Below are 13,702 nucleotides of genomic sequence, written 5' to 3' on the forward strand. Positions count from 1 at the left end.
CTATCTATGTCCACCGAATCGACTATTATTCGTTGGTGCATCTGAACGGGTTGAACCTGATGATGACTGATTCGAATTCATTGGAACACTTGGTGCTGATGAGCGAGAAGCATTACCAAATGAAGACTGATTCGAATTCATTGGAGTACTTGGTACTGATGAACGAGAAGCACCGCCAAATGAAGACTGATTAGAGTTCATTGGAGCACTTGGTGCTGATGAACGAGAAGCACTTCCAAATGAAGACCTGCTACCTGATGGCTGTGGAGGAGTAGAATACTGCTGCTGTTGAGGTTGATAAGTCTGTCTTTCAGACTGTGGTATTGCTCCTCCAAATTGCTGGTTATAAGATCTACTTGGTGCAGTGTTCATATTCTCTCTTCTTGCATTACCAAAGCTGCTATAGCCATTATTCTGCTGAGGAGTATTCCATGAGCCACCATTCTGATAAACCTCTTGACTCGATCTTGTGCGGTTGGTTACCGTAGGTGGATTACGTCGAGCGCCAAAGCGTCCTGCGTAATAGCTGTCATTGTATCTGTTTCGTCCACCACGATAGGTGTAGTATTCTGCTGGGCGTGAGCGATAATAATAATTGCGGTCGATATAACGATTGTAAACCCTATAAGCATAATTATTATTGTACCAATAAACTGGACGGTAGAAGTAATCTTCACCTATGTAATAGTTATATTGGCGAGCATTCAATACATAGAACAAATCGCTGTTACGACGTGTCCAATAGTCTCCATAGAGTGACCGTTCACCCTGCATATTAAGGAGATAGTCAAGATTTATCTCATACACAGCTTGATACTGTGCGTCGCTCAATCCAAGTTCATAAGCCATCTTGTCTGATAAGAAGAGTGCCTGTCGTCGCGCCTCTTCATATCCAATTCTGCCGTATGTACTGCTGTATCCAATATTATATCCATCGTCATATACAGAAACAGGACTACCATATCCACCCCCTGCAGAGAGGTATGCACCACATGAAGAAAGTGAAAGGCTTAAACAACCTAAAGCGAATGTATATAAAATATTCTTTTTCATATCTGTAACCTTTAAAAATGACTACTTATGTTATATCTCTATTGCAAAAGTAGTCGTTTGGTTTCAAATATCCAATAGGTAAATTCCTATTCCGTAAGGGAAAGTTCCTATATGTTATTCCACTTCCTCTACTATGGTGTTGGGAACTTCCTTCGACTTCAACATTTCGTCAAGACTCTTGAAAGTATAGGCAGCTTTGTCCTTAACGAATGTCTTTGCAAAACGATCGCGTAGGCTCATTAGTTTCTGTACAGCCTCCTGGTAGGTTTCGGCTGTAATACGATCAGCCATTGCTTGCGCATTTACTGGTGTGAAGTCAAAGTATTGTACAAGGTATTGCTGGAACTGTCGACGCTGGTTCTGTGTCATTTCCTGCAATTGTACATTCATCTTATCCTTAGTGCGGTGTATGATGAAGATAAGTTCATCTGGCTCACCACCACGTTGACCATGGTCATACTTCTTCTCATACTCAAAGTGACAATCACAGAAACCTTTCTCTGCAAGCTCCTTTAATTCCTGCATGGCAGGGTCAAGAACACGACGACAGAAGTCTGAGAACTTCTTATAGTTGTTCTCCAAACGAAGCATCTTACGGAACTCCAATGTCTTAATGACAGTACGACCTTTGTCCACCCATGACTCTATAAACATATAGATACGCTGGGTGTAGCGGTTTTTACATGCAAAGACAATCTGTTTGCCTAAGCGATGATAACCGAAGTCTAACGATACAAGACGCTCTGCAACACTATGATCAAGCTTCAAAATAGCATATTTGTTATAAGAGCGATCCTCTGGAATATATACGTCACAAAGGTTGGTTGCCTTGGTGTACTTTCTTCCTTCAGCTGTCTTATAGGGTATTTCTACAGGAATAGAAGCAAGCATCTTCAGTGAATTTCTCAACTGAGGATAGTGATTTGGGTCGACACCTAATTCCTTGAATGGCAGTTTTATAGGCATACGTCCGTCCTCATCCAACTCATCAGTGTGGAATAAGTCGAGCTGAAATCCTCGTTTGTTATTTAAAATACCATGTAAGATAGATTGCAAACTCTCAACAATAGACACCAGAATCCTCACCTGGATGAGCGAATAGTCATGACGCATCATCGTCACGGCGATAGGCTGAAGAAGCCATGTTTCTTCTTCAATAGGGATAAGGTCATTCGAGATAGTACGACTTTTCAACGGTGCCTTCTGTGCTTTTGCTCCACGTTTACGAGTAACCTTTCTAATGGCTGTTTTATCTGTTGTCATATCAGTTGTCTTAGCTTATCATGTATTTTATAACACTTTAGAAGTTACAAAGATACCGCTTTTATTTGGAACAAACCACTAAATAAACAAAAATAGTTTCCCCTTTGTCGTTTATAGTGTATTATGCGAAACGATTTTAGTAGCAGGTTGTTCTTTTATTTACAACATATAGTAAGGTGTTTAGTAGTCAACACCATTAGTGTTAACCAACAACACCATTGGTGCTAAGCTATCGCACGATATGTGCGGGGCATAAACACATTAGTAAAAAGGTGAGAATTACCTGCCACTATCGAGATAAACACATCGTAAGATTATAGGTTTAGGAGAATATTAGATGATTAAGTAGCTCTTTTATAGTGTAATTTTTTAGGATGATAATTAATGATAAAAAACTAAATACTTGACAACAACTATTGCATTATTGACTTTTTTTTTGTTATTTTGCATACGATATCATTACAACGTGACAAGATGAAGAATCAGAAAATGTACGAGCCCGATGATAAGATGATTTATCTTATCAGAGATAATTACGACCTGTTACAGAGCTTAGGGAGCTTTGGTATCAGCTTGGGCTTTGGTGATAAAACCGTGAGAGAGGTTTGTGATGAACAGAATGTAGACACTTATACATTCCTGGCTGTAGTTAATTTTACTATAAACGGATATAAGGCTTTTGATGATGTAGACAGATTGTCTATTCCAACACTTATGCAATACTTACGAGCAAGCCATACTTATTATCTTGAATATAAGTTACCTTTCATACGTAAAGAGTTGTGTGCTTCTTTGGATGAAACGGATAATCTTGCCCGTCTTATTCTCCGCCTCTATGATGAGTATGCTCATTCTATCCATAATCACATGCAATATGAGGAGAAGAATGTGTTTCCATATGTTGATAGCCTGCTGAAGGGTGAGGCAAATGATACATACGATGTTGAGACTTATTCTAAGCATCATAGCCAAACAGACGTGAAGTTACGTGAATTGAAGAGTATTATCATCAAGTATTTGCCTTCCGATGCGCATCATAACAATCGTCTTACTGCTACATTATATGACATATATAACTGCGAAGCATGGCTTGAACAGCATGCTTTGGTAGAAGAAGAAATCTTTATTCCAGTAATCAGACGCTTAGAACAAAAGAGTAAGCAAAATGATGTAAGTGTAAAGATTTCGAACATGATTACGCAGAATCCTGTGTCAAACGAGGTTCTTAGTGATCGTGAAAAGGATGTAATTGTGGCAGTTGCACAAGGAATGACAAACAAGGAAATAGCTGACCATCTGTGTATTTCAACTAACACGGTGATTACGCATCGACGTAATATCGCTCGTAAGTTGCAAATACATTCACCAGCAGGATTGACAATCTATGCAATTGTTAATAATCTTGTGGATATCAGTAGCGTGAAACTTTAATAGAAATCTGTTAATATGGTGGGTAGTCACCCTATTACTCTATAAACAAAACGATGGAGCATCCAGTTAATATGAATATGGGACGTCCCAAGATTGCGATAGTTGATGCTAACACACTTGTTGTGTTAGGATTGAAGCAGCTATTACAGAATGTTATGCCTATCATGACTGTTGATTCTTTTTCAAGCTTCCAGGAGTTCGAAAAGGCACAGCCAAATTCGTATTATCATTATTTTGTGTCACAAGTAATTGTCTTAGAAAATAGACAATTCTTCTCTCAATGTATCCACAAGACCATTGTTCTGACTATTACTAAGGACCCAAATGCACAGCTTTCTGGTTTCCATAGTTTTTGTATTAATGTTCCAGAGGATGAACTTGTTAAAGCTATTCTGAAGATAGTACAGTATGGTCACTCTGGTGGTAAGAACTTACCGGAACTCCCTCAAGTATTAAAGAATAAGATCTTAAGCAATCGTGAGATAGAGGTTTTGTCTTTGATAGTTCAAGGATTGATTAACAAAGAGATTGCTGAGAAGTTGAATATCAGTCTTACAACAGTTATTACTCACCGCAAGAATATTATGGATAAGCTTGGAATGAAGAGTGTGTCTGCCTTAACTATCTATGCCGTGATGCATGGTTATATTGATATCAATAAGATTTAATATGGCTAATTTGCTATTTTCTATCCGTTATAGGAATGGAGATAGCAGATGAGCAAACCAGCCACGGAAACGTTGCCATGGCGTACGCCACTGTTTCCACTTTGCTTCTGTAAGCTTAAAACTATCTTTCTTTTGGGCTTCAAAGAGTTCATCTAACTCATGTGTTGTACAAGCATCAACTATTACTGCATTCTCTTCACGATCCCATCGTAGACTTCTTGCATTTAGATTGGCTGACCCAACAGTACAGAATTGTCCGTCTACAGTAATAATTTTTGTGTGATGAAAACCTTTTTCATACATCCAGATTGTACAACCTTTCTTCATTAATTGATGTGCATTATAGAATCCACAATCAGGAGTTAGTGGGATATCACTCTTTACACTCAGTAGGATTTCTACTTTTACACCTCGTTTTACGGCATTTCTTAATGCTTTTTTCAAGGCTCTGCTCAGTGTAAAATATGGGTTGATAAGTTTTATACTGTCCTTTGCATCATTGATAGCATTCACATAGAAATAACGGATAATATCCTTAGAAATGTGTGGTTCACGGTTAATAATACCCACCATTTTACTTCCTGCACTTCCACAAGTGTCAGGCTTCAAGCCTTTTATGTAATCAGCGTTAGAGATTCCACGATAATATTTAGCACCATGTATTCTCTGTCCAGATGCTAAAAACCACATATTAAGAAAGATGTTCTGCAATGTATTTACCTCGTTTCCTTCGATTCTACAATGCATATCATGCCATGAACCAACAACTTCAGTACCATTAATATAATAGTCAGCCACATTCATTCCACCCGTATATGCAACCTTTCCATCTATAACAACAATCTTACGGTGGTCACGATTGAATATATCATGTAGCCAAGGGAACTCCATTGGCTTAAACTCATATATCTCAATGCCCTTTTCACGAATCGCTTTCAGGTGGCGTTTCCTCATGGGACGATTGTTACTTGCATTGCCAAAGCCATCAAAAACAGCTCTAACTTCAACTCCTTCTTTCGCTTTTGCCGCTAAATGTTGTATGAGTTCGTCATTGATAGAATCATTGCGAAAGTTGAAGTATTCCAAGTGAATACTCGAACGTGCTTGATCAATAGCCTTAAATAGATCATTAAACTTATCTTTACCAGTCGTAAGTAAAGTTACTGAGTTGTTATGAGAGAAGTGTACATTCTTCTTGCGCAGCTGATTCACAATCATAGAATCGGCTCTATTCGCAAGTATCTCATGCCCTTTAGTCACAGTGCTTTCTGTCTCTGTTTGTGCTAAAAGGTATGTTGGAAATAGTATGTAACATAATACCATCACCCATGTAATAGCTTTTTTTGTATTAAAGTTCACTTTTCTTTCTCTCATTTTCGTCAATGGCAAACAATAACCTATGGCAAACAAAGGTTATGTTGCCCAATATAAATATCGTAGATAAGATAATAAAAACTATCTTTACAGCATACAACTATAATGGTCAACAACACCTAAGAAGTGTCTTTCCTCATCGCATACTAACACTGTGTGTACCTTATTCTGCTGCATAATCTGTTGAATCTCTGTAATCTTCGTAGTTGGTAAGACTATCTTTGGTTCTCTTGTCATTATATCACTGACTGTATGATCAAAGAACTCAGCCTGCCAACGTTCCATAGCTCTGCGGATATCACCATCCGTTATCAAGCCTATCACCTTTCCATTATCAAGCGATACACCCAAGCCAAGCTTGCCCTTACTAACATGTATGATAGCTTCTCCTAAGTGTATATCCTTTGGAATGATAGGAAGTTCATCTGAACGCATTACATCTTGTGCTGTAGTTAATAAGCGTTTTCCTAATTCTCCACCAGGGTGGAACTGTGCAAAGTCCTGTGGCTTAAAGTTACGAACACGCATAAGCGCTATCGCTAAGGCATCACCCATGACAAGGGCTGCCGTTGTTGAACTTGTTGGAGCAAGGTTAAGAGGGCATGCTTCTTTCTCAACCCAAACCTTCAAATGAGCTGTAGAATATTTTGCCAATAATGAATTCGGATTAGCACTCATTCCAATAATAGGAATATTCATGTGAAGTACCATTGGAATGAAGCGGAGTAGCTCGTCTGTCTGTCCTGAATTAGATAATGCTAATACAACATCATCCTTTGTCATCACACCCAAATCGCCATGATAAACGTCCAGAGGGTTAACAAAGAATGCAGGTGTACCCGTAGAAGAAAGGGTTGCAGCAATCTTAGCACCTATATTTCCACTTTTGCCAACACCAGTAACGATAACCTTACCAGTACAATGGAACATTAGGCTAACAGCCTTATCAAAGTTCTCATCTAACTGGTTTATCAGATTAAGTGTAGCTTCAGCTTCTTCTTTGATACACTGTGTTGCATATGCTCTGACCTGTGTCAATCTTTGTTCTGCTTCGTTCATACCAGTTTTCCTATTAATTCATCTAACTTCTCAAGTTCCAACATATTAGCTGCATCTGATAGTCCTGCGTCTGGAGTAGGGTGAACTTCAAAGAAGTAGCCTGTAGCACCAAAGGCTTTAGCTGCTAATGCCATCGAAGGTACAAACTTACGATCGCCAACTGTCTTACCATCTCCTGCACTTGGACGCTGTACACTATGTGTACAATCCATAATAACATTCGAAACGATTTCTTTCATATCAGGGATATTACGGAAGTCAACAACGAGGTTGTTATATCCAAAACTATTTCCACGCTCAGTCAACCACACATCCTTAGCCCCACTTTCGTGACACTTTTGTACAGGATAACGCATATCTCTACCACTAAGAAACTGTGCTTTCTTGATGTTTACAATCTTACCAGTCTTTGCTGCAGCCACTAATAAGTCAGTCTGACGACAAAGGAAAGCAGGAATCTGAATAACGTCAATAACTTCTCCAACAGCCTCAGCTTGATAGCTTTCATGAATATCGGTTAGCAATCGTAATCCGTACTTCTCCTTGATAGTTTGAAGCATCATAAGTCCTTTGTCAAGCCCTGGACCACGGAAAGAGTGTATGCTTGTACGATTAGCCTTATCAAAGCTTGCTTTAAAAATGATATCTATATCGTATTTCTTATTAAGCCTAACTAACTCTTCTGCAACCGTGTTGAGTAGTTCTTGGCTTTCAATAACGCAGGGACCTGCAATGAAAGTAGGTTTATTCATCATAATTCAATAGTATATAATGCTCCTGTTACTACAAAAATATTGATATATTCTCCCAAGAGTTACTGCAAAGTTATATATAATAAGGTGAACAGACAAATGATTAACGTTCATTTAGATGTTTAAAGTAAAACTTATGCATAAAATTTGGTTGTTTAATAGAAAACCTTTTACTTTGCACCCAGAAAACAACGCTTATTACCCCTTTATGGGTGGTATGTAGCATAAGGTAAATAGATTTAGTTCAATATTAATTTAAAAGTTTTCTATTATGAAAAAGATTTTATTGTCATTTGCTGTAGCATGTGTATCACTTGCAGCAAGTGCACAGGGTTATGTTGGTGGTAGCGTAGGTATTGCTTCATCAAAGACAGATGGTTCTGATGCTGTTACAACTTATCAGTTCCTCCCAGAGATTGGTGTTAATCTCGACGAGAACTGGTCAATCGGTACAGTAGTTGGTTGGGGTAAAGGTAATCCTGTTCAGTATGAGGGCGAATCTCGTAACTATTTCAAGATTGCACCATACGCACGTTACACATTTGTGCGTTCTAAGTATGTAAATGCTTTCGTAGAGGGTGGTTTTGGTTATACTCATTACAACCACGCTCACACTGGTGGCGCTTCTATTAATGAGTGGGAAGCAGGTTTGAGACCAGGTCTCGCAGTTAACCTCAGTCCAAAGGTAAGTTTTGTAACTCGTGTTGGTTTCGTTGGATGGAAGTCTGCTAAGTATGACGTAAGTGGTGCTAAGGCAAATAACGTTTGGGGTGCATCTCTTAACGGTAATGATATCACTTTCGGTGTTTACTACAACTTCTAAAGAGTTTATCTGAAGAAACTTAATATATAAAAAGAGGGATGCATCTTGCATCCCTCTTTTTATATGGTAATTGGAGTGTTTTTTGTTTTATACTTGTCAATATTTCTCCTCTTCATGACATCTAACCAATCTTTATTATATTTCAATCTTCTAAAAGATATTCTTTTGCTCTCTTACTAACACTCTTTTAAATGCTGAATAAGTATCTTCTTCTTCAATGAGATGTTGGACTATTGATATGTTGATAGTTACAAGTGTCTTAAGAAAACGTGTTTTTGTTTATTTTATTGAGAGTTATATTGTTGTTCTGCAATTACTTATCAATACAATAGCTGCTGATATTTATAGAAAAGCAAGTAATAACTTTGTTATCATGTACTTGTATTCACTGTTCCTAACGTCAAGTTACTTTCTTTTCAACAATATATAAGCTTAGTGTTTATGCTCCGCACCATCAGTGCTAAGGCTTAACACCACATGTGTTAAGCATCAACACGCTCGCAGGAGAGAGCAAAAAGGGCTTATTATTGTCATCATATTATGATGGAACAAGCCTTTTTTACTAAATGGAAGAGGACTTTTTTCGATTCTAATCATCTCAAAGCTAAATAAATAGACTAATAACCTGAACTCGGGATAAGAAATGTCTGTAAAAAGTTGGTAATCTCATTATATTTTTGTAACTTTATAGTTGAAAATCAATTATTTACAATAAACATAACGATGATTACCAAGGACAAAATTACTGAAATTTTCTGTATTGCAGATGATTTCTGCAAAGAGTTTGAGTTAGAAACTGATAAAATAGGTCTCTCAGAAAAGAATAAAGGATGTCATCGCCATCGCAGGTGGCGTATGAGTAAGTCTGAAATCATAACGATTTTAATTTGCTTTCACTTTAATTCCTATCGTAATTTTCGTCACTATTATACCTTTTTCGTAAAAGAGCATTTAGCAGATTTATTTCCAAATCAATTGTCTTATAATCGTTTTCTTGAATTAGAGGCAAGAGTCTCTGTAGAGATGATGATGTTCCTGCAGATATGTTGTTTTGGGAGGTGTACTGGTATTAGTTTTATTGACTCAACTTGTATTCCAGTTTGTCATAATAAACGTATTTGTCGCAATAAGGTTTTTAGAAATTATGCAACAAGGGGTAAGAGTACAATGGGATGGTATTTTGGATTCAAACTACATCTTATCTGTAATGAAAGAGGTGAGATTCTAAACTTTATGCTCACTAAAGCAAATGTTGATGACCGAGACGAAAATGTATTTAACAGGTTGACAGACAATGTATTTGGTAAATTGTTTGCAGACAAAGGGTACATTTCTCAAGGATTATTTGAGCGATTGTTCAATGATGGAATAAATTTAGTTACGGGCATTAGGAGTAACATGAAAAATAAACTGATGCCACTTTATGATAGACTTCTTTTAAGGAAAAGATCTGTAATAGAGACTATCAATGATGAGCTAAAGAATGTAGCTCAATTAGTGCATTCAAGGCATAGAAGCATATTTAATTTCGCAATGAATGTTCTCTCTGCTATTGCAGCCTACAGCTTCTTTGAGAAGAAGCCAGCAGTGAACATAGACTTTGCTATAGAGCAACATTCGGGACAGCTTACATTATTCTAAAGTAATCTGTTTTATTATTATCTTTAGACCCAATCAAAAGATTGAGTCTAAAGAGCCGTTGTACTAAACCAAACAGAAGAGTGATATGATACTTATCCCGAGTTCAGGTTAATACTTTAGATCTCTTGTTGATGCTTAATAGTAATCTCACGTTGTGGGAATGGGATTTCAATACCATTATTGTTTAACGTATCATAGATACATTCCATAATAACCGCAATGTCATTTCCCTGTGTTAATACATTTAGCCAAACAAGAATCTTCAGTGTGATACAGCTATCATCGAAGCTTTGAAGTCTGACAATAATATCCTTTTTTTCATTAGTGATACCAAGTTTAGCGATAGCATCTTTAAGAAGTTCTCTTACTTCTTTTACATTCGTACCATATGCAACACCAACTTGAATAGTTCCCACCTCATAACCATCATTCTTGGTCATGTTTTTATAGTTCTTAGTGAAGAGTTGTGAGTTTTGGAAAGCAATCGTAGAACCATCAAGTGCATCAATCACTGTCGAGGTATAGTTTATGGAACTTACCTTACCACGTATACCGTCACAGATGATATAATCGCCAATCTTAATACGTCCAGCCATCAAAGAAATACCATAATAGATGTTTTCAAGAATATCCTTCATGGCGAAACCGATACCCGTTGACAAGCCACCTGTCACAACAACTAACCATGTGCTGCTGACTTTGAAGAAGCCAAGGGTAATCAATAACCAAGCTCCCCATACGATTACTTGTAATACGTTGATATACATCGTAGCACGCGCCTCGGCTGTAGATGGGTCATTGCGTTTGAGATATAACTTGATAGCATCTCGAATCGTTAGATTCAGATAATTAAAGATGAACCATAGGATAGTTACCACAGCTATTGAGTAAACACTAATCTGTATCTTATCAGAATCAATAAAGTTGGCACGGAATAAGTTCCATGTCAATCCACTAAGATTAAAGACATCAGTTGCCCAATAAATAGCAAGGATAAATGATATTACCAAAGCTGTTGGAATGAGAACAATGTCAACAAAACGAAGAAGCCACACCTTTGCTGGTGATAGTTTCTTTATTGGATGTTTCTCCCTGTACTGGTTGAGGTAGTCTTTGAAGAAAGCAATTGTAAGAATACAAGCCAACTGCATTGACCACCAAATGATTACCTGAACGGCAAACATTGTGTATCCTATCGATGCACTTATAAGTGAGAAGATGAATACAAATTGAGAGATATATGCAAAGTTTAAGTCGTAATGAGGTACAAGCTTATGATATTTGTGTATCATTCTTGCCTGCCACAATGTGTCTATGAATAATAAAGGTGTGAAGAGAAGAGTTACGACTGAGCTTGGTAGCATCACGATACGAAACGCAATGACAAAGAAGCCAATCATAATCAAGGGATAGTAAATACGGTAAGCATTATGTGTCTGTGAACCTTCTACACGTAGAAGCAATGATGCAAAAATGACAGATAGCATCCATGTGTACTCCAAAAGTAGGCTGCAAGCCATGTGTACGAAGTTAGAAGGCGAGAACAATCGGATAATGATAAGTACAATACTGAATGTAATGACAGAAGCAAGCATAATGATACAAGTACGCTTGGCAAGGAAACTTTGACTCTTCTGCTCGAAACGATTTGTCTTCATAACTCGTGTTACAAGGAATCGAATACTCAGATAATTAATGATAATGGCTATCAAACCATAAATCAGAATCATACTGAAGAGTGTGATAATCCATTTTACATCCCATTGAGATACTACAACAGTGTTTGGGGTATATTTTTCAGAGAGTGTCGTGTTCATCTGACTAAGACGAAAACGAACCGATTTAAGAACCTTGAAGTAGCTATCTCCTGTGTTTGTAAAGATGCCTGACTGAATCTCGGCATAGCGTTTTTGGGCATAGGCATCAAGTGCCTGCAACTGATGCTGGCTGTAATTGTAGTATTGTATATATTCTTGATAAGAATCATTGCGCTCCTTTAACATTCTTCGAATACTTACAGCAAGAGTAAGACATACGTTTCGGTCGGTCTTCATTTTTTGAGTAAGACCGAAGGTATACATCGTACTAAGCACATTGACAAGGGAGTCATAGCGCGCTATTTCTTCGTTACTTTCCGTGATAAGGTCATGAAAAGGACGTGTCTTTGTTTGGAAATCTTTCCATAATTCAGTTGCTTGTTGGCAAGCATAGGTAAGGTCAAAGATGTTGTCCGTCTTCTGTGAATAAAGCATCAATGATACTTGAGCTGACTTATCACCAATTTCTTTTAACTGATTTGTCACTTGTTCAGTTATGAATCTTGAATTATTCAGCTGCTTTGTTTGTTCAAGATGCTGTGCAATCAATTCATGGCGTAGCACTTGGAGTGAGTTTTTCAGTGAGTCCTCCTGCAGTACAGCATTTGCAGGAAGGGTCAGGATGAACAGCAATATGGTGATAAAGAATAGCTTTTTGCGCATATCTATTTGTTGTAAAGAATAGTTTTTATGATTGTTTTAATGTCTACAAAGGTACGCAAAGTTTGTCATTTAGACTTATATCGGAATGTAAAATGATACTAAAGATGTCTTTGTATGTGCTTTTCTTGGGTTATAATTCATATAAATGGATAAAAAATAGTAAGTTTGCACAAAAAAATATACTATGATATTAATTGCTGATAGCGGAGGATCTAAGACTGACTGGGCATTGATTAGCTTGCCCACAGATACAAGTAAGTATGTTCTGAAAGTTCGTACACAAGGAGTAAATCCTTTTCATCAGTCGAAGGAAGTTATTTTGAAGATTTTAGAGCAGGAGCTAAAGCCTGTACTATACAAGGCTGCAGAGCAAAATGATAGCTTTTTACCAAAGAAAGATATAGCAGAATATGTCTCACAGATAGCTTTTTATGGAGCAGGCTGTACAAAGAATCTTTCTTCAGTTGTGAGTGAAGCACTTACGGTTTCATTTCCTTCAGCGTTGATAAAGGTGGAGAGTGACTTGTTAGGGGCTGCACATGCTGTCTGTGGATACGATGCGGGTATTGCTTGTATTTTAGGTACTGGTGCCAATAGCTGTCAGTATGATGGCGAGAATATTGTGGCAAATGTTCCGCCTTTAGGTTATATTTTAGGGGATGAAGGTAGTGGAGCAGTACTTGGCAAGTTGCTACTCAATGGTATTTTTAAGGGTGATTTATCTACAGAGATACGCGATTTATATTTAGAGTGGAGTGGTTTAACCTATCCAGAAATCATTGATAAAGTTTATCGTCAACCGCTTGCGAATCGCTACTTAGGAGGTATTTCTAAGTTTATTAAAGAGAACTTACAATATGCTGAATTAGAATCTTTAGTAAGATTTAACTTCGATAATTTCTTTAAGAAAAATATCTTGAAGTATACAACAACCTCAGTTCGTAAAATTTCTGCTGTTGGCGGTATTGCGGCTGCTTTTGAAGAACAGTTAAGAATGAGTGCCAGTACTTTTAATTTTAAAGTTGGTAAGGTGATAGCTTCACCAATAGATGGATTGATAGAATATTATTCTTAATTTGTTTTCTTTCATGTAAGCTGTCGATAAGATATTTTCATGGACAACTTCATTAGTAACCTAATTGTCGTAAGAAGTAAACA

General features: G+C 37.4%; 11 protein-coding genes. 5 read left to right on the top strand and 6 right to left on the bottom strand.

All coding sequences use genetic code 11. The annotated features are described in order from the left end of the window. Complete coding sequence (locus tag FIU21_RS07330; protein WP_004360892.1) at positions 1–1,053, bottom strand: hypothetical protein; 1,053 nt, start codon at positions 1,051–1,053, stop codon at positions 1–3. A 114-nt stretch (positions 1,054–1,167) separates the two neighbouring features. Next, positions 1,168–2,316 carry a replication initiation protein gene (locus FIU21_RS07335; RefSeq protein ID WP_004360893.1) on the bottom strand — a complete coding sequence of 383 codons (1,149 nt, stop codon included), beginning with the start codon at positions 2,314–2,316 and terminating at the stop codon, positions 1,168–1,170. Between the two features lie 474 nt (positions 2,317–2,790). Here FIU21_RS07335 and FIU21_RS07340 point away from each other — a divergent pair, with 474 nt between their 5' ends. Both FIU21_RS07340 and FIU21_RS07345 read left to right on the top strand, forming a co-directional pair. Continuing rightward, on the top strand, positions 2,791–3,747 hold the full coding sequence (locus tag FIU21_RS07340) for a LuxR C-terminal-related transcriptional regulator (RefSeq protein WP_013264377.1): 957 nt from the start codon (positions 2,791–2,793) through the stop codon (positions 3,745–3,747). A 53-nt stretch (positions 3,748–3,800) separates the two neighbouring features. Then, the gene (locus FIU21_RS07345; RefSeq protein ID WP_036886645.1) at positions 3,801–4,415 is read left to right on the top strand and encodes a response regulator transcription factor; all 615 of its coding nucleotides are present in this window, start codon (positions 3,801–3,803) and stop codon (positions 4,413–4,415) included. Positions 4,416–4,442: 27 nt separating this feature from the next. Here FIU21_RS07345 and FIU21_RS07350 read toward each other — a convergent pair whose 3' ends face one another. The 3 genes from FIU21_RS07350 to kdsA form a co-directional block, all read right to left on the bottom strand. Next, complete coding sequence (locus tag FIU21_RS07350; RefSeq protein ID WP_155812516.1) at positions 4,443–5,738, bottom strand: phospholipase D-like domain-containing protein; 1,296 nt, start codon at positions 5,736–5,738, stop codon at positions 4,443–4,445. A 138-nt stretch (positions 5,739–5,876) separates the two neighbouring features. Further along, positions 5,877–6,848: a KpsF/GutQ family sugar-phosphate isomerase gene (locus FIU21_RS07355; RefSeq protein ID WP_036886646.1), complete on the bottom strand. Its 972-nt coding sequence runs from the start codon at positions 6,846–6,848 to the stop codon at positions 5,877–5,879. Then, positions 6,845–7,603 carry a 3-deoxy-8-phosphooctulonate synthase gene (kdsA, locus tag FIU21_RS07360; RefSeq protein WP_004360898.1) on the bottom strand — a complete coding sequence of 253 codons (759 nt, stop codon included), beginning with the start codon at positions 7,601–7,603 and terminating at the stop codon, positions 6,845–6,847. Before kdsA ends, FIU21_RS07355 begins: the two co-directional genes overlap by 4 nt. A 268-nt stretch (positions 7,604–7,871) precedes the next feature. Between kdsA and FIU21_RS07365 the strand changes: the two genes are divergently transcribed. Further along, complete coding sequence (locus FIU21_RS07365) at positions 7,872–8,423, top strand: outer membrane beta-barrel protein (protein ID WP_004360899.1); 552 nt, start codon at positions 7,872–7,874, stop codon at positions 8,421–8,423. Between the two features lie 723 nt (positions 8,424–9,146). After that, positions 9,147–10,064 carry an IS982 family transposase gene (locus tag FIU21_RS07370; protein ID WP_172891349.1) on the top strand — a complete coding sequence of 306 codons (918 nt, stop codon included), beginning with the start codon at positions 9,147–9,149 and terminating at the stop codon, positions 10,062–10,064. 116 nt (positions 10,065–10,180) lie between these two features. On the opposite strand, the gene FIU21_RS07375 is transcribed toward FIU21_RS07370, so the two are convergent. After that, on the bottom strand, positions 10,181–12,544 hold the full coding sequence (locus FIU21_RS07375; RefSeq protein WP_036886647.1) for a mechanosensitive ion channel family protein: 2,364 nt from the start codon (positions 12,542–12,544) through the stop codon (positions 10,181–10,183). A gap of 184 nt (positions 12,545–12,728) precedes the next feature. On the opposite strand from FIU21_RS07375, the gene FIU21_RS07380 reads away from it, so the two are divergent. Next, positions 12,729–13,619, top strand: coding sequence for a hypothetical protein (locus tag FIU21_RS07380; protein ID WP_004360901.1), 891 nt, complete (start codon positions 12,729–12,731; stop codon positions 13,617–13,619). The last annotated feature ends 83 nt before the right edge of the window (positions 13,620–13,702 follow it).

It is taken from the genome of Prevotella melaninogenica (genome assembly GCF_013267595.1).
Lineage (GTDB): Bacteria > Bacteroidota > Bacteroidia > Bacteroidales > Bacteroidaceae > Prevotella > Prevotella melaninogenica_D.

What these genes read in the sequence shown, in the direction of transcription:
- FIU21_RS07330 (WP_004360892.1), bottom strand. Translation starts at nt 1,053, where the DNA reads ATGAAAAAGAATATTTTATATACATTCGCTTTAGGTTGTTTAAGCCTT.
- FIU21_RS07335 (WP_004360893.1), bottom strand. Translation starts at nt 2,316, where the DNA reads ATGACAACAGATAAAACAGCCATTAGAAAGGTTACTCGTAAACGTGGA.
- FIU21_RS07340 (WP_013264377.1), top strand. Translation starts at nt 2,791, where the DNA reads ATGAAGAATCAGAAAATGTACGAGCCCGATGATAAGATGATTTATCTT.
- FIU21_RS07345 (WP_036886645.1), top strand. Translation starts at nt 3,801, where the DNA reads ATGGAGCATCCAGTTAATATGAATATGGGACGTCCCAAGATTGCGATA.
- FIU21_RS07350 (WP_155812516.1), bottom strand. Translation starts at nt 5,738, where the DNA reads ATGGTATTATGTTACATACTATTTCCAACATACCTTTTAGCACAAACA.
- FIU21_RS07355 (WP_036886646.1), bottom strand. Translation starts at nt 6,848, where the DNA reads ATGAACGAAGCAGAACAAAGATTGACACAGGTCAGAGCATATGCAACA.
- kdsA (WP_004360898.1), bottom strand. Translation starts at nt 7,603, where the DNA reads ATGATGAATAAACCTACTTTCATTGCAGGTCCCTGCGTTATTGAAAGC.
- FIU21_RS07365 (WP_004360899.1), top strand. Translation starts at nt 7,872, where the DNA reads ATGAAAAAGATTTTATTGTCATTTGCTGTAGCATGTGTATCACTTGCA.
- FIU21_RS07370 (WP_172891349.1), top strand. Translation starts at nt 9,147, where the DNA reads ATGATTACCAAGGACAAAATTACTGAAATTTTCTGTATTGCAGATGAT.
- FIU21_RS07375 (WP_036886647.1), bottom strand. Translation starts at nt 12,544, where the DNA reads ATGCGCAAAAAGCTATTCTTTATCACCATATTGCTGTTCATCCTGACC.
- FIU21_RS07380 (WP_004360901.1), top strand. Translation starts at nt 12,729, where the DNA reads ATGATATTAATTGCTGATAGCGGAGGATCTAAGACTGACTGGGCATTG.